13 protein-coding genes and 5 tRNA genes are annotated in these 17,787 nt (G+C 26.7%); 8 read left to right on the top strand and 10 right to left on the bottom strand.

Features of this window, described 5'->3' with window-relative positions; genetic code table 11:
• Nucleotides 1-262: 262 nt before the first annotated feature.
• The 7 genes from MBBAR_RS00915 to MBBAR_RS00945 all read right to left on the bottom strand — a co-directional run bounded on the left by MBBAR_RS00915 (nt 263) and on the right by MBBAR_RS00945 (nt 2,941).
• The gene (locus tag MBBAR_RS00915; RefSeq protein WP_080459407.1) at nt 263-802 is read right to left on the bottom strand and encodes a hypothetical protein; all 540 of its coding nucleotides are present in this window, start codon (nt 800-802) and stop codon (nt 263-265) included.
• Between the two features lie 418 nt (nt 803-1,220).
• Nucleotides 1,221-1,296, bottom strand: a tRNA-His gene (locus MBBAR_RS00920).
• A 116-nt stretch (nt 1,297-1,412) separates the two neighbouring features.
• Nucleotides 1,413-1,495, bottom strand: a tRNA-Leu gene (locus MBBAR_RS00925).
• Nucleotides 1,496-1,630: 135 nt separating this feature from the next.
• A tRNA-Glu gene (locus MBBAR_RS00930) sits at nt 1,631-1,705 on the bottom strand.
• Nucleotides 1,706-1,968: 263 nt separating this feature from the next.
• A tRNA-Ile gene (locus MBBAR_RS00935) sits at nt 1,969-2,042 on the bottom strand.
• Nucleotides 2,043-2,047: 5 nt separating this feature from the next.
• Nucleotides 2,048-2,120, bottom strand: a tRNA-Asn gene (locus tag MBBAR_RS00940).
• 206 nt (nt 2,121-2,326) lie between these two features.
• Nucleotides 2,327-2,941, bottom strand: a complete 615-nt coding sequence (locus MBBAR_RS00945; RefSeq protein WP_080459408.1) for a zinc ribbon domain-containing protein — start codon at nt 2,939-2,941, stop codon at nt 2,327-2,329.
• Between the two features lie 383 nt (nt 2,942-3,324).
• Here MBBAR_RS00945 and MBBAR_RS00950 point away from each other — a divergent pair, with 383 nt between their 5' ends.
• The 4 genes from MBBAR_RS00950 to hisE all read left to right on the top strand — a co-directional run bounded on the left by MBBAR_RS00950 (nt 3,325) and on the right by hisE (nt 7,265).
• Complete coding sequence (locus MBBAR_RS00950; RefSeq protein WP_080459409.1) at nt 3,325-4,326, top strand: radical SAM protein; 1,002 nt, start codon at nt 3,325-3,327, stop codon at nt 4,324-4,326.
• Between the two features lie 260 nt (nt 4,327-4,586).
• On the top strand, nt 4,587-5,939 hold the full coding sequence (gene gatB, locus MBBAR_RS00955; RefSeq protein ID WP_080459410.1) for an Asp-tRNA(Asn)/Glu-tRNA(Gln) amidotransferase subunit GatB: 1,353 nt from the start codon (nt 4,587-4,589) through the stop codon (nt 5,937-5,939).
• A gap of 97 nt (nt 5,940-6,036) precedes the next feature.
• Nucleotides 6,037-6,891, top strand: a complete 855-nt coding sequence (locus MBBAR_RS00960; protein WP_080459411.1) for a CBS domain-containing ParB/RepB/Spo0J family partition protein — start codon at nt 6,037-6,039, stop codon at nt 6,889-6,891.
• An 80-nt stretch (nt 6,892-6,971) separates the two neighbouring features.
• A complete protein-coding gene (hisE, locus tag MBBAR_RS00965) occupies nt 6,972-7,265 on the top strand; it encodes a phosphoribosyl-ATP diphosphatase (protein ID WP_080459412.1) in 294 nt (97 codons plus the stop codon).
• 97 nt (nt 7,266-7,362) lie between these two features.
• Here hisE and MBBAR_RS00970 read toward each other — a convergent pair whose 3' ends face one another.
• Both MBBAR_RS00970 and larB read right to left on the bottom strand, forming a co-directional pair.
• Nucleotides 7,363-8,289, bottom strand: a complete 927-nt coding sequence (locus tag MBBAR_RS00970; RefSeq protein ID WP_158082488.1) for a GNAT family N-acetyltransferase — start codon at nt 8,287-8,289, stop codon at nt 7,363-7,365.
• Between the two features lie 67 nt (nt 8,290-8,356).
• Nucleotides 8,357-9,214 carry a nickel pincer cofactor biosynthesis protein LarB gene (larB, locus tag MBBAR_RS00975; RefSeq protein WP_080459414.1) on the bottom strand — a complete coding sequence of 286 codons (858 nt, stop codon included), beginning with the start codon at nt 9,212-9,214 and terminating at the stop codon, nt 8,357-8,359.
• A gap of 636 nt (nt 9,215-9,850) precedes the next feature.
• Between larB and hypF the strand changes: the two genes are divergently transcribed.
• Complete coding sequence (hypF, locus tag MBBAR_RS00980; protein ID WP_080459415.1) at nt 9,851-12,244, top strand: carbamoyltransferase HypF; 2,394 nt, start codon at nt 9,851-9,853, stop codon at nt 12,242-12,244.
• Between the two features lie 218 nt (nt 12,245-12,462).
• On the opposite strand, the gene MBBAR_RS00985 is transcribed toward hypF, so the two are convergent.
• A complete protein-coding gene (locus MBBAR_RS00985) occupies nt 12,463-12,921 on the bottom strand; it encodes an ArsR/SmtB family transcription factor (RefSeq protein WP_225369330.1) in 459 nt (152 codons plus the stop codon).
• Between the two features lie 489 nt (nt 12,922-13,410).
• Here MBBAR_RS00985 and grpE point away from each other — a divergent pair, with 489 nt between their 5' ends.
• From grpE to dnaJ, 3 genes are all read left to right on the top strand, one after another.
• Complete coding sequence (grpE, locus tag MBBAR_RS00990; protein ID WP_080459416.1) at nt 13,411-13,989, top strand: nucleotide exchange factor GrpE; 579 nt, start codon at nt 13,411-13,413, stop codon at nt 13,987-13,989.
• Between the two features lie 319 nt (nt 13,990-14,308).
• Complete coding sequence (dnaK, locus tag MBBAR_RS00995; RefSeq protein WP_080459417.1) at nt 14,309-16,186, top strand: molecular chaperone DnaK; 1,878 nt, start codon at nt 14,309-14,311, stop codon at nt 16,184-16,186.
• A gap of 339 nt (nt 16,187-16,525) precedes the next feature.
• The gene (dnaJ, locus tag MBBAR_RS01000) at nt 16,526-17,671 is read left to right on the top strand and encodes a molecular chaperone DnaJ (RefSeq protein ID WP_080459418.1); all 1,146 of its coding nucleotides are present in this window, start codon (nt 16,526-16,528) and stop codon (nt 17,669-17,671) included.
• The last annotated feature ends 116 nt before the right edge of the window (nt 17,672-17,787 follow it).

The raw sequence follows: 17,787 nt of genomic DNA on the forward strand, positions 1-17,787 counted from the left end.
TAATGACTATAATATCTAAATTATAATATCTAACATGATATACTTTAAATTTTTCCTAGCTAATGAAAAGTAATATTTTAATTAACAATATTTGAAAAATAATAAAAATTAAAAGTTAATGAATTTAAATAATAAATTTAAATGAGAATAAATTTAAATGAGTATTAATAAGAAAAATAAAATAAAAATAATGAGAAAAGAAATAAAAAAGAAAATAAAGAAATAAAAAAAGAAATAAAATATTCTAATAGAATGAAAAGTATTAAACTAATTTAATCTCAAGAGAATTTGAGTTAAATTGGAATTGCTCTCCATTTAGTACATAAGTTATAGAATATCCACCAATAGAAAATGGATTTGAGACAGTTGCATCAGGACCAAAATCCTCTTTAACTTGAGCTAAAGTAGGAATATTTAAAGACACAGAATATGTTTTAGATTCTCCTGGAGCTAAGCTTCCAAAATTATTAGAAGATGATTGATCCTCTGCAAGAACGTTAGTAATGGTAGTATTACCATCATTTGTAATTTTCCATATTAAATTAACTGTTTTTCCTTCAGCAGAATATTCAGGGCCATTCAAAGAAGCAGTGACACTGTTTTCATCAGTATTTCCATTGAAGTTTGTATTTCGATTATTAATATTCTTATTATTAGTAACATTGTTAACAGTTTTATTTGAACTGCTATTATCAGTCATATTATTAACTTCATTATCAGTACCTTGAGTTAATAAAAATGCTGAAACTCCGCAAATAGCAATTATAATAACTATTATTAATGCTATAAATTTATTTTGCATAAAATACCTCCTTAAACCATATTCATGACTATAATATTATAAACATCAGCAAAAATAGAATGAATAAAATTATTTTTAAGATATTCACAATACTATCATTTTAATTTTTATTACCTGAAAAATAAGGAATAATTAAACTAAATAGCAGCCATGAAATATATCTTTATCTTATTATCATTTAACAATATATGGTTTAACAAGGAGTTATATATTGAAGATAGTATATATAGTTATCTTTTTCCTAAAAAAGCATGAAAATCATATTTATTAATAAAATCATGTTTATTAATAATAATTATAATAGCTATTATAATAACTATTATAAGCCTGAACTATTATAAACCTGAATAAAATTATAATAATAAATAAAAATGAATAAAAATAATATAAACAATAGCAAAACTAATTTATATAAAAATGGGGCCGGGGCCGAGATTCGAACCCGAGTCGCAGGATCCACAGTCCCGTAGGATAACCGCCTACCCCACCCCGGCATTGATAACAAATAAAATTAACTTATTTAAAACATTAAATTAATTAAAAACATTATAATAAATTAGATTACTTAAGACATTATAACATTTAAAGTATTTATATATTTAAAGATTAATGCGGGAGCAGGGATTCGAACCCTGGTAGACCTGCGTCAACAGGTCCTAAGCCTGTCCCCTTTGGCCGCTCGGGCACCCCCGCTTTAGATAAGAAGGAGGTTTGTCCCATGAATCTTCAAAACATAAATGTAACACAATATAATTCATTGAAAAAATTACATAACAAATAAATGAAATATATAATTAAATGAATTATATATTGAACAAATGATAAAAATGCTCCGGCCGGGATTCGAACCCGAGTCTTCGGCTCGAAAGGCCGAAATGATTGGCCGGACTACACCACCGGAGCAAATAAAAAAATTTAGTAAACTTATAATAGTATTATTGTATTAACTTATAAACATTACTATTATAACACTTTATAATATTAAATTTATAAAATTATTATTAATTAAGATTATTTTATTAATATATTCATATTTATTAATATATCAATATTAATATATTTTATCAACAAGATTACTACAATTAAGATTATTATTAATTTATTTAAAATTATATTTATTAAAATTACCCAATAATCTAAAATAATCAAATTAAAGCTTATATCAATGGGCCCAATGGGATTCGAACCCATGGCCGCCCGGTTATGAGCCGGGCGCTCTACCTGGCTAAGCTATGGGCCCAAAAACGCCGTCGACAGGGCTCGAACCTGTGACCAATCGGTTAACAGCCGAACGCTCTACCTACTGAGCTACGACGGCATATGAAAACCCACGCCTATAATCGGGCATGATGATAGCATATGTCTAAAATCATTGAAGCTTTAGACAGCATTACATAGGTTGATAATCATCATATATAAACTTTTTGATAATTAAATAAACCAAGCAAAAATTTAAAATCTTTTAAAAATCTTAAATCAAGAAATAGTAATTAAAATAGACTTATTATAAACTAAAAAAAATATTCAAATACTGAAATAAGCTGAAATAGCTAGTATAGTTATAATTGTTAATGGAATAGCTTTAAAAAGGCTTGATTTAGATTTAGTAGCTATTAATATGTATATTAGTCCTATTATTAATGATATGAATATTGCCATAAAAGGAAAGATTCTTTGAAGTATTGCAGTTAAAATAATAACCATTAAAGCAGTAGCTATAACAACATCCCATTCAACCGAGTTTTTATCTGGTTTTACAGGTTCTTTCCTATAATTTTGAGAATAATAATCATTATTTTGATTTTTATTTAGATTAACCGGATATTTAGAAGGATTTTCAAAATTATCAAATTCTTGATTTTTCCTCATATAACTATCCTTAATTGGACTCCTATGATAATTAGAAACATCAGAATTAATAGAATCATCATGATTATTACGATTATTCCCATAATTATCGATTTTTCCATAATTATTGTTTTTCCTATAATCATCCTCTTTTGAATAATGATTTCTAGATGAATCTTGCATTGAGTTTGGGTGAGAATCATTAGGAATTAAACTCAAAGGTTTACCACACTTAATACATTTTAAAGTACCATCCCTATTTTGAGTCCCACAATATCTACAATATACCATCAAATCCCTTTAATATCTTTTTATAAAATACAATTTATATAACTATAAAATACTTTATCAGTTTATTATAATATATATTATTATATTATTAACTTTATAAATTTTTAGATATTCTTTAATCTATTCTTTTAATATATTCTTTTAATCTATTTTTTAACTTATTATTTTAACCTATTGTATTAATCTAGTATTTTAACCTATTATTTTAATCTAGTATTTTAGTTTATTATTATAATCTATATCTTATGTAATTATTTTATGTAATATTACCATTTTAGCTAATATTATATTATCATTTATATCATTAATAATTTAAATAATATATTTTAAATAATAATATTATATAAAATAACAGTAGTTAACATAAAACAAAAGGAAACAAAATGACATATATAAATAAAATAAAAAGCTTTGAAGTTATAGATTTAATCAGTAAAGCTAATAAACTTAGTTTAAAAAAAAGATACAACACTATAAGTTTAGAAAGAGCAATATTCTTATCATGGTGGTGTGAAAAAGGAGATTGTAGTTTTTGTTATATGAGTACACAAAAAAACAAGATTAAAGATCCTAAAAAAGCTAGAAGAAAAGTTGAAAGTATATTAGCAGAAGCAGAAATGTGTAAACGATTAAATTGGAATATAGAATTTTTATCTGGAGGATATGAATCATTTGAAATAAAAGAAATAAAAGAAATAGCAAAAAAAATATATAATATAACAAACAATCAAGTATGGTTAAATATTGGTATAACAAATGATTTAGAGGAATATGGAGAAGAAGTTATTGGTATAACTGGAGCAGTTGAAACAGCCAACCCCAAGTTGCATGATAAACTATGTCCAAGCAAACCCTTAGATAAAATTGGAAATATGTTGGATAAAGCTGGAGAACTAGGTTTCAAAAAAGCGATTACTGTGATTTTAGGACTAGGTGAGACTCCTGATGATATTGAATATTTAATTGAATACATTAAAAATCATAAAATTGATAGAGTAATATTTTATTCTTTAAATCCTCATAAAGACACAGAATTTGAAAAATCATCACAACCTGCCTCTTTATATTATGCAGGAGTAGTATCCACAATAAGACTTGTTTTTCCAGATATTGAAATAATATGTGGTACTTGGACAGACAATCTAGCCAATATTGGTCCCTTAATTTTAAGTGGAGCTAATGGTATAACAAAATTTCCTCTTTTTAAAATGTTTGGAACAAAATATGGAAAAAGAGTTGAAGAAGAAGTTTATTGGGCAGGAAGAAAATTAAAAGGAACATTTACAGATCAAAAACAGCTGGGAAAAAAAGAAAGCGAATATATGTCCAATCTAGATCCTTTTATAAAAAGATATATCAAAGAATCATTAAATGATAAATATTAAACTTAACTTTTTAAACTTAAATTATTAAACTTAAATTATTAAATTCAAATTATTAAATTTGGAAAAATTTATAATATATAAAATAGTTAAATAGAATATTATCAAAAATAAATTAAAGATGAAAATAAATTAAAGATGAAAATAAATTAAAGATGTGAATAAATTAAAAGTATGATTTAGTTAAATAGTTTAAATTGTTTAAAATTATATATTATTAATTCTAATTAGTATTTCTAATTATTGGAGGAATTATTATTGACATGAAATGTGGACTTGAAATTCACGTACAGCTAAAAACTGACTCAAAGCTATTTTGTGATTGCCCTACAAACTATAAAGATGCTTCAGCAAACACAAACATTTGTCCAGTTTGTTTAAATCAACCAGGAGCAAAACCATATCCAACTAATGAAAAAGCTTTAGAAAATGCCCTAACAATAGCATTAATGTTAAACTGTAAAATAGACCAAAGTATAACCTATTTCATGAGAAAACATTATGATTATCCAGATTTACCTTCTGGTTATCAAAGAACTTCAGTTCCAATTGGATATGAAGGAGATCTGAATGGAATCAGAATACGTGAAATACATATGGAAGAAGATCCAGGTCAATTTAAACCAGATTTTGGAATAGTTGATTTTAATAGGTCTGGAATTCCTCTTGTTGAAATTGTTACAGAACCAGACATGCATTCCCCAGAAGAAGCTCGTGAATTTTTAAAAGAGCTAATTAGAGTCTTAAATTATAGTGAATGTGCTCGTGGAGAAGGAACCATGCGAGCAGATGTCAATATATCCCTTGAAGGAGGAAATAGAGCAGAAATTAAAAATATAAACTCTATAAAAGGTGCATATAAAGCACTTAAGTTTGAAATGATCAGACAAAAAAATTTAATAAAAAGAGGGGTTGAAGTAAAACAAGAAACAAGAGCATTCTTAGAATCTCAAATGATAACCGTAGGTATGAGAACAAAAGAAGACGCAGATGATTATAGATTTATACCAGACCCAGATTTACCCCCAATTAAGATTCAAAGCAATCAACTTGAAGAAGTAGCTGAATCTATGCCTGAAGCTCCTCACCATAAAGTCAATAGATTCATGGAACAATATAAAATAGATGAAGAAACTGCTAAAACATTAACTTCAGAACTTGAATTAGCTAATGCTTATGAAGAAGTAGCTAAATCAATAGATCCAAAATTTTCTGCAATGTGGATGAGAGATGAACTTAAAAGAGTTTTAACATATAATAAACTTGAATTTGCAGATAGTGAAATAAGTCCAAATAATATTATAGATCTATTAAAACTTCTTAAAGATAAAGAGATTACAACAAAAGCAGGACAAAGAATAGTTGAACAAATGCCTAAGAATAAGAAACCTCCAAAGGAAATAGCTGAAAATTTGGGATTAATAGGTGTTGTAAAAGAAGATGAAGTAATAAATGCAGCTAAAAAAGCCATAGAAGAAAATTCTGAGGCTGTAGAAGATTATAAAGCAGGTAAAGGAGCATCCTTAAACTTCTTAGTTGGTCAGGTTATGAGATTAACTAGAGGAAAAGCAGATCCTGGAGAAACTGTAAAAATATTAAAAGAATTACTTAAATAGAATAAAAATTATTAATATAGCAAATTATTGAATTAAATAGGAATTGAAGGAAAAAATAGCTATTTTAAAAATTAATAATTGAAGGAAGTATAGAAAAATGAGTGGAAAATCTTTAGTAAAAAACTATATGACAAAGGATGTTATTAGTGTAAATCCTAATACACCTAATGCAAATGTTATAAAATTAATGAAAGATACTGGTCACGATGGATTTCCAGTTATTGATGAAAACGAACATATTGTAGGAATAGTTACTGCTTTTGACTTATTATTAAAAGAATGGGAAGAGTTAGTGAAAGATATTATGTCAACTGAAGTAGTAGTTGCTCAACAAGATATGTCTATCAATGATGCTTCTAGAGTAATGTTTAGACAAGGAATTTCAAGATTACCAGTTGTAGGTAGAGATGGAAGACTTAATGGAATAATAACAAACACAGATATGGTTAGATCCCATATAGAACGATCAACTCCAACTAAAGTAAATTACTTTAAAAAGACTTTAGAACAATTATATGGAATTAAAACAAATTTAAAAAGAGAAAAAGTTAGTACTAATGATTTAAGACCTACTCAAGATAAAGTCTATGCTGATGAATTAGAAGGAAGGACTTATGAATTAAAAAGAGGGTTAGCTGAACCAGCTATTGTAGTAAAAAGTGGAAATAGATGGATACTTGTTGATGGACATCACAGAGCCGTTGCTGCAAGAAAATTAGGATGTAATGAAATTGATTGTTATGTTATTAATCTAAACAAGGATTTAGAGTTAGGTATGGAAAAAACAGCTGACAAAGCAGGGATACATAATTTTGATGATATTGAAATTATTGATGATGCACAACATCCACTTATAGCTATTACAGAAAGTTTAAAGAAAAAAATGCCTGAAAAAATGAAGCCTGGTAAATATTGGACCAAAGAAGATGAAGAACAAGAAAGTAATGAATAAAGTAAAAATAGCTTTAAAGAATTCATATCCAATATATCCAATAAATAATATATAATTTATACAATGAAGAAGGATCCTTAATGACTAATGAAAAAATTATCAGAGACATTTATGAAACACTAGAAGATAGAAAAAATAACCCGATTGATTCATATACTTCTAATATAATGAAAGATAGCAAAAAATTAGCTGAGGATAAAATTTTAGAAAAAATAGGGGAAGAAGCAGCTGAGGTTATAATTGCATCAAAAAATAATGAGAAACTCGTTCATGAATCTGCTGATTTAATTTTTCACACACTTCTTCTTTTAGCATACAAAGAAATTAGCCTAGATGAATTATTAGAGGAATTTAAGAGAAGACATGAATTATAGTTACTAAATATGGCAATGTTATTATAGTTTACTAAATATGGCAATTTTATTATAGTTTACTAAATATTGTAAGTTCATTTAATATAAGTATGTAATTTTATAATAGATATTCCATATTATACATTCCCCTTTCTTTTTTAAACAATTTAATACTTTTTTTATCAAATATTTCGAATCCTAAAGATTTATATAGCTTTATTGCTCCCTTATTATTAAATTCAGCATCTAAAACAACTCGTTTAAATCTTTTTTTTCTTGCTGCTTCAATAATAATACTTAATATCTCTGTTCCCATGCCGTTACCTCTTTGACTTTTATCAATAGCTATTTCAGCAAGGTAAATATCATCTGGAAGAGTTTTAGCTAAAACAAAATAATCTAAAATATATATAAAAGAAAATCTTAGGGAATCTAATAAATTTAAATTTTTAAGTGTTAATAAAATATCTTTTAATAAGCTACCTTTTTTACCTTTAACAAGAGATATTATTCCAACTATATTGTCTTCATTATCTTCAAAATTATTTTCATCCAATATAATATAAAATTTAGAATTATTATTCAAATCATTAGAATTAATATTTTTATTATTTACATTTTTATTATTTATACTTTTATTATTTATATTTTGATTATCTATACTTTGATCATTGATAATTTTATTATTGATAATCTTATCATTGATAATTTTATTGTTCTTTCTATCATTATATTTATTATTATAATTAGACTTATTATCATGATTATTTGTTTTTTTAATAGATTTACTATTAGTATTATATGTTTGATTATTAGTAATGTTAGTATTATTTTTCTGATTGTGATGATTAAGATCGATGATATAATCTTCAGAACTCTTTTCATTATAATTGTTCTTTCCAGATAAGAGTAGAGTTTCAATAGCTAGAACTGCTCTTTCTTTAGATCTAAAAACTTTAAGATTTGTTCTATAATCTACAGAATAAATAAGTTCTGCAACTTTACGAGTATCATGTTTGTTAGGGTTAAATTCTTTAAAAATCAATTCAATTCCTCTTAAAAATGATTAATAGACAACAATACCATAATATATGTCGATGAAAAAAAAGTAATTATTTTAAATTTTTAGCAATTGTAAGAGCAAAAACTCCAGCTCCAAAACCATTATCAATGTTGACAACTGCTAATCCCGGAGCACATGATTGTAACATAGCATACAAAGCAGCTTTACCTTTTCCACCAATACCATAACCAATAGAAGTTGGAACACCAATTATAGGAACATCAACTAAACCAGCTACAACAGAAGGAAGAGCCCCTTCCATACCAGCACATACAATTATTACACAAACTCTCTCTTCAATCATTTTAGCAATTTGTGGAAAAAGTCTATGAATACCTGCCACTCCAACATCATAAGAAGTTATAGCCTTACAACCTCCTTGTTCAACAATAACCTTAGCTTCTTCACCAACAGGTATATCAGAAGTTCCAGCAGTTATTATGCCAATTTTTTTAGAGTTTTCATTACTATTAAAGTCATTATTAGAGTCATTATTAACCTCATCATTAGACTCATTATTAATAATTTTATTAGATATTATTAATATTTTAGCCTTATAATTATATTCAAAATCAAATTTTTCATTTAAATAAGCTAAATCCGCTTTCAATTTATCATATTTATCATTATCCAATCTAGTTAGAATAATAGAATTATTGAAATCATTGTTTTCCTTATTATCAAAATATTCTCCCTTATTATCAAAATATCCTTTAATTATAGCTAATAAATCATTATAATCTTTTCCTTGAGCCAGAATCGCTTCTGGAAATCCTGTTCTATTTTTTCTATTATTATCAAATTTAGCTATTTCATCTAATTCTAGTATAGTATTAGCTTTCAAAAGACTTTCACAAGTTTCAATATCTATTTCCCCTTTTAAAAGTTTTTCAAGGATTTTTCTCATAATACCACAACTAATTGTTGATAAAGAATGTAAGGAAGATCGAATAAATGTTTGATGAATAATAATACTTTATAATCCAAATAATAATACTGTAAATAATATAAATAATAATACTGTAAATTATTATAAATATTATAAATTATAGATATTAATGTAATTACTATATTAAAATTATATAAAACAATCAATATAAAATTTATCTTATTAAAAAATTATTATTAAAAATATTAAAGAATAATTTTCTTTATTAAATACCCTACTTTATAAATATGTAATTTATTTAATGTATATTTTACTGTGTATATTTTGTTGTGTATATTTTATTGTGTATAGTTTATTGAATATCTATTTATCATATTCATTTTTATTAAAATATTATTATTTATTAGATCTTTATTATTATTAATTAGGTCTTGTTTTATTGATTATTATTTATTAAAAATTTCATAATGATTAGAGTATAATATAATTAAGAAAATAATCAATGTGATAACAATTAATATAATAATATATCAATATAATTAGATAACTAATAATCAATATAACAATCAATATAACATCATATGATCAATATGAATTATCATCATACCCATTATGAGTAATTATATTATAAAATTGGTTTCAATGGTGCAATAAATGAAAATTGCTAGAATATTAGTCCAAGGAATAGTGCAAGGAGTTGGATTCAGACCAACAGTATATAGGATAGCTAATGCTCTTAATATGGCAGGATATGTTAGAAATCTTGGAAATGTTGTTGAAATAGTTTTATTTGAAAATGAAGATAATGTAAATAATTTCATAAAAACACTTAAAAATAAATGTCCTCCAATAGCTAAGATAAATTCAATTGAAATAAATTGGATAGATGAAAAAAATGAAAAAGATAGAAAAGGTGGAAAAAAGTTAGAACACATTGAAATTCAAGATGGATTTAATATACTTGAAAGTTCGTCCAATTTTTCAGGTGCTTCTGTTATTCCTCCAGATTTAGCTGTTTGCGATAATTGTTTAGATGAAATGAATGATCAAAATAATAGAAGGTATAAATATCCATTTACAGCATGTACAGATTGTGGACCTCGTTTTACTTTAATTGAATCAGTTCCATATGATAGAAGTAGAACAACAATGGATGAATTTCCTCTTTGTTATGAATGCAATACAGAATATGAAAACCCAAGTGACCGTAGATATCATGCAGAAGCTAGTTGTTGTAAAAATTGTGGGCCTTCTTTAAAACTATTTGATAAAGATAGAAAAGAACTCATACCTAATAAAAAAAGTAACCCTCTAAAAGAAGGAGTTAGTTTATTAAATGACGGAAAAATATTAGCAATTAAAGGAATAGGTGGAACACATCTAGTGGCTAAGGTGACTGAAGATAACCCAATCAAAAAACTTAGAAAAAGATTAAATAGACCTAACCAACCATTTGCAGTTATGTCTCCAAATTTAGAAACAATAAAAAAGTTCGCTGAAGTATCAAAGCTTGAAATGAATTCTTTATTATCAAAAGAAAGACCAATAGTTGTACTAAAAAAGAATGATAAATATGGTTTTTCGGAATTTTTAGCTCCAGAGCTTCATAATATTGGAGTTATGCTCCCATATTCTCCATTACACCATCTTATTTTTGATTACACAGAAGAACCAGCATTCATTATGACATCTGCAAATATTCCAGGAGAACCTATGATGATAAAAAACAAGGAAATCCTTTCTAGTCTCTATGGAATAGCTGATTACTTCCTTTTACATAATAGGAAAATTATAAATCGTTGCGATGATTCTGTAATAAGATATAGAAATAATGAATTGTCATTTATAAGAAGATCAAGAGGTTATGTTCCTGAACCATATGATTTAAGTAATTTAAATAGTTTGAAAGGCTTAAAAAGTAATTTTAATGTTTTAGCTCTTGGACCAGAACTTGATGTTACATTTACACTTCAAAAACAAGGATTAGCTTATGTTTCTCAGCATATTGGAAATACAAACAAGTTCAAAACCTATGAATTTCTTCAAGAAGCTATAAAAAATATGATGAATATTACAAAAACAGAAAAATTGGATTTAATAGCATGCGATATGCATCCACAATTTTTTACAACACGTTTAGCTAGAGGAATGGGAGAAAAATTCAATTGTCCTGTTGTTCCAGTTCAACACCATCATGCTCATGGTGCAGTATTAGCTATTGACAATTCTATCGATGAATTAATTTTTATAGCTGCTGATGGTGTAGGATATGGTGAAGATGGAACTGCTTGGGGAGGAGAAATACTTTACACAGATTTAACTAATTATGAGAGATTAGCTTCTCTTGAACCTCAAAAAATGCCAGGAGGAGATATTTCTACTAAATATCCTGCAAGAATGTTAGCTTCTATTTTATATAATAGTGACTATTATAAAGAGAGTAAAATAGAGAGTGAACTTGAGAATATATTAATTTCTAACTATTCTTATTATTTCCAACACAAAGAAATTGAAATAAAAAATGTTTTAAATCAAATCAAATCAAATCTAAATGTCCAAATTACAACAAGTACAGGTAGGATTTTAGATTCTATTTCTGCAGCTTTAAATATTTGCGGTAAAAGAACTTATGAAGGAGAATGTTCTATGAAATTAGAATCATATGCATATGGTGCAAATGGAGATATAACCATCCAACCAAAATTTAAAAAAGTGGATAATAGACCTGTCCTTGATACTAGTCAAATACTTATAGATATAATGGATTTAATAAAAGAAAGAAAAAATAAAAAAGAGATAGCATATGCTGGACAAGTTGCTATTAGTGAAGGGTTAGCAAAATTAGCTGTAGATGCTGCAGAAAAAGTTGGAATTGATTATATTGGTGCTACTGGAGGAGTTTTCTATAATGAAGCAATTACTTTAGCTACAAAACAATATATTGAAAAAGAAGGATTTAAATTCATTCAGCATAGAAATTCTTGTGCAGGTGATGGTTCCATCTCACTTGGACAGGCCATAATAGCATCTTCTAAAATTAAAAAATAAATTCATTAAATATAGCCATAAATAAAATTAGAATAATAGAATTAGAATAATAGAATAACATTAATTTAATAGTATAATAAAAAGAATGCATATAAAAAGAATAACATGAATTGATATAAAGATATATGAGTAGATATATGAATTGAGGATATATGGATAATTTGAATATATATTTATTTGTTATAAACATATATGGATGAATTGAAAGGATATATAACTCATTTCATTTGAGTTCTTTCAAGAATATACTCTGCTCTATTTTTTAAGTTCTCATATAATCTTATTTGACTTTTAAGCTCTTCAACAGCCTCCCAATGCCCTTGATCAATTCTTTTTTCAATATCTAATAACTTAGACCATTCATCCCCAGAAGGAAGTTGTTTAAGATTAAGGATATCCTCAGAAATATTAACATCAAAAGAATTTTCAGTTATAGTTATGTTAATAGTGAAATCATTAGGCATATCGTAGTATTTACGAGGTCTACCTCTAACAATCTTCTTAAAAGAAGATTCAAGTATTCCAATTTCTTCCATAGCTCTTAAATGCTCAATAATTGCTTTTTGTCCAATTTCAAGCTCTTGTGATATTTCACTTACGAATCTTGGTTCTTCCCTTAACAAATTAATAATTTCTCTCCTAGTTCGACATCCCATGACATCAAGAATATCTTCCATATCTACATTATTAAATTGGTTACTATTATCAGTAATATTATAAGGATTAGGAGCATTAAAATTGTTTAAATCATTATCACTAATAAATTCTTTAGTATTAGTGCCAAAGTTGCTCTTATTATTTTTTTTATTATTAAAATTATCACCTATCATAATCATCATATTAACTATATATCGAAACATTTATATAACTTTTTGTTACTATAAGATAATGAGAAAGATAACTTTTTGTTACTTTAATAAATTTGATAGAAAAAAGTCCAAATATGAGTTCAAAAATAATTGTTTTTATTATTAAAATAAAACTAAACTCAACCCAAAATTTTAATAATCGAAAACATTTAATTTTTTCTAATTGCACAATTATTTAATTGTATAAATTAGAAATTTTAATAATTAATATCTATTTCAAACTATATAAATTCATTAATCAAATTTATTAATTATAACAAAATTCTTTCTTTTATTATTATTAAAAAAGGTGAATTGATGGCTAATGACAAAAAAATAGTAAATCTTGAAGAGCAAATAAAAGAAATGAAAGAAAAAATGAAGCTTCAGGAAAAAGAATTTGATGATACTCAGAAAGAGTTAAAAATAAAGATAGATGAGTTAGCTAATATAGAAAAAGACCTTGAAGACAAAAATGAAGAAATAAGTGAATATATGTCTCATATTCAACGCCTTCAGGCTGATTTTGAAAATTTTAAAAAACAAACTGAAAAACAAAAACAAGAAATCATTAAGTTTGCAAATGAAAATTTAATAATGAATATATTAGATAGCTATGAAGACCTTGAAAGAGCTCTTAAACAATCTAAAACTGAAAAAGAATTAAGAGAAGGAGTAGAATTAATATATTCCAAATTAAAATCAACTTTAGAAAAAGAAGGACTTGAAGAAATAGTTGCAGAAGGCGAAAAATTCGATCCATTTAAACATGAAGCTTTAATGGCAGAAGCTAGTGAAGAACATGAGAATGGTGAAATCATTGATGAATTAATGAAAGGATACACTCTAAAAGATAAAGTAATTAAATATTCAAAAGTTAGAGTTTGTAAAAAATAAATTAGCCAAATAAATTTATTTATAAATCAAATAACTCTTATATAAATCAAAATAATTCTTATATAACTTTAAAATATTCTTATAGTTAAAATAATTCCCATATAACTTAAAATAAATATTATATAACATAAAATGAGTCTTATATAAAAATAACTCTTATATAAATAAATCTTATTTTATATAAATCTTATAATTAATGATAATTCTTATTAAAAAAATTTTAATATATAAGCTATTTTAATAGATTTTAATAAAAATAAAATTTTATAAAAAATAATAAAAATAAAAAGTAATACAAAAAATTAGATAGGTGATATTCATGGCAGATAAAAAAGAAAAAATAATAGGAATCGATTTAGGAACAAGTAATTCAGCTGCAGCAGTTCTTGTAGGTGGAAAACCAACTGTAATACCAAGTGCAGAAGGAGCTAGTCAGTATGGTAAAGCATTTCCAAGTTATGTAGCTTTTACACCAGATGGACAGAGATTAGTTGGAGAGCCAGCTAGGAGACAAGCTGTTACAAACCCAGAAAATACAATTAGTGCAATCAAACGTAGTATGGGAACTGACAGGAAAGTTAAAGTTCAGGGAAAAGAATATACTCCCCAAGAAATATCTGCTTTTATTCTTCAAAAAATTAAAAAAGATGCAGAATCATTCCTTGGAGAAGAAGTGAAAAAAGCCGTTATTACTGTCCCAGCTTATTTTGATGATAATCAAAGAACAGCTACTAAAGATGCTGGTACTATAGCAGGTTTAGATGTTGTACGTCTTGTAAATGAGCCAACAGCAGCAAGTTTAGCTTATGGAATTGATAAACAAGAAGCAGATGAAATAGAAATTATGGTATTTGACTTTGGTGGAGGTACTCTTGATGTAACCATTATGGAATTTGGTGGAGGAGTATTTGAAGTTAAATCTACAAGTGGTGACACACAACTCGGTGGAACCGATATGGATAATACTATAATGAACTATTTAGCTGATGAATTTAAAAAAGAGACAGGTATAAGTCTTATGGATGATGATCAAGCAGTTCAAAGACTTAGAGAAGCAGCTGAAAAAGCAAAAATAGAACTTTCAACCACCTTAACCAGTGAAGTAAATTTACCATTCATTACTATGGGAACTGATGGAAGTCCTAAAAATTTAATAAACAATCTTACTAGAGCAAAACTTGAAGAATTAGTTGATCCTATTGTTAAAAAATGTGGAAGCCCTATGGAACAAGCATTAAAAGATGCTAAAATGACAAAAGGAGACATAGATAAAATAATTCTCGTTGGTGGACCTACCAGAATGCCAGTAGTCCAAAAATTCGTTGAAGGATATATTGGAAAAGATATTGAAAGAGGAATTGATCCTATGGAATGTGTAGCTATGGGGGCAGCTATTCAAGGAGGAGTATTAGCAGGAGAAATTAAAGATCTTGTACTTCTTGATGTTACTCCACTTTCATTAGGTATTGAAACAATGGGGGCAGTTGCAACTAAACTCATAGACCGTAACACAACAATACCTGCTAAAAAGAGCCAAATATTCTCAACAGCTGCAGATAATCAAACTTCTGTGGATATTCATGTATTACAAGGTGAAAGGCCAATGGCATCTGATAATACTACTCTTGGAAGGTTCCAATTAGTAGGAATCCCTCCAGCACCAAGAGGAGTTCCTCAAATTGAAGTTACATTTGATATTGATGCAAATGGTATTATAAATGTATCTGCAAAAGATATGGGAACTGGTAAAGAGCAAGCTATTACAATTACTGCTTCAACTAAATTATCTGATGATGAAATCGATCAAAAGGTTAAAGAAGCTGAAGTGCATGCTGAAGAAGATAAAAAGAAACAAGAAGAAATTGAAGTTAGAAATAATGCAGACTCTATGATTTATACTGCAGAAAAAACCTTAGAAGATCTTAAAGATAAAGTATCTGATGATGAAAAATCTAAAATTGAAAATTTAGTTAAAGAACTTCGTGAATTAATAACTGGTGATGATATTGCAGCTATAAAAGATAAAACTGAAGAATTAACAAAAATTGTTCAGGAATTAGGTGCAAAAATCTATCAAGAAGCTCAAGCAGCACAGCAAGCTCAACAAGGGGCAGCAGATCAAGGTGGAAATCAAGACCAAGATAATGAGTCTAACAATGATGACACTATTGATGCAGATTATGAAGTTAAAAAATAAATATATTTGTAATAAAAATAAAATATATAATGTAATAGATATATACTGAATAATACATTATTAAATAATATATTACTAAATAATGGATTATAGTAGTTAATGGATATAGTAGTTAAAATATAATTAAAACTAATATAATCAAAGCTATTATATATCCTAAATTTTATTTTTAATAATTGATTTATTTTTAATTATTTTTATATTTAAAAAATTATATTCATAAGTAAGCTTATATTAATATATAAGATTAATATTAATAAATGAAGTTAATATTCAAAATAAACTTAAAAAAATTGATAATTTTTATTTTATAAATAATTTTATATTTTAGGTGAATAAATGCCAGAAAAGCGTGACTATTATGATGTTCTCGGGGTAGAGAAGGGATCAGATAAAAAAGAAATAAAAAAAGCTTATCGTAAATTAGCTATGAAATACCATCCAGATGTCTCTGAAGATGAAGAAGCTACTGAGAAGTTTAAAGAGATAAGTGAAGCTTATGCTGTTTTATCTGACGAGGAAAAAAGAAAAACTTATGATCAGTTTGGTCATGCTGGTATGGATGGCTTTTCTAATGAAGACATATTCAGAAATGTTAATTTTGAAGATATATTCCAAGGATTTGGTGGTGGATTTGACATGGGGAATATCTTTGAAATGTTTGGATTTGGTGGTGGAAACAGAAGAGGAGGTCCTCAAAGAGGATCTGATATCTATGCAGAAATAGATATAACTTTAGAAGAAGCATCAAAAGATATAGAAAAAAATATTTCTATAATGCATGATGTAGAATGTCCAGTGTGCCATGGAAGCAAATCTGAACCTGGAAGCAATCCTAAAGAATGTCAAACATGTGGTGGAACTGGTCAAGTGAAACAAGTGACTAATACAATTTTAGGCCAAATGATGAATGTAAGACCTTGTCCTGAATGCAGAGGAGAAGGAAAAATCATAACAGACCCATGTAAGAACTGTAATGGGAAAGGAAAAGTAAGAGAAAATAATACAATTAGTATAAAAATTCCTGCTGGAGTGGAATCTGGTTCTCGTCTTCGTGTTCCTGGTGAAGGAAATGCTGGAGATTTTAATGGTGGATATGGAGACTTGATTGTTTTAATTAATGTTAAACCACATCAAAAATTTGAAAGAGAAGGACCTAATCTTTATTATGAACAACAAATCAGTTTTGTTCAAGCTAGTCTTGGAGATTCTATAGATATTCCTACTATTGATGGTGAAGTAGAACTTAAAATACCTCCTGGAACTCAAAGTGGTAGTGTATTCCGCTTAAGAGGTCAAGGTATGCCTATAATGAGGAGAAATTCCAAAGGAAATCTTTATGTTACAGCTAGTGTAGTTGTTCCTCAAAAATTAAATGAAAAACAAAAGGAATTACTTAAAGAATTTGCTGAAATAAGTGGTGAAGAGATAAAAACTTATGAAAAAGGATTTTTTGATAAAGTAAAAGAAGCTATTAACCACTAAAATTCCAATCTATCAGTTTTTAATAAAACTTTTAATAAAAAATATTAATTATAATTTTTTAATTTTATTCTTCCCTTATTTTAATCTTCTCTTATTTTAATCTTATATATTTTAAT

The sequence above is a fragment of the Methanobrevibacter arboriphilus JCM 13429 = DSM 1125 genome (genome assembly GCF_002072215.1).
Taxonomy (GTDB): domain Archaea; phylum Methanobacteriota; class Methanobacteria; order Methanobacteriales; family Methanobacteriaceae; genus Methanobinarius; species Methanobinarius arboriphilicus.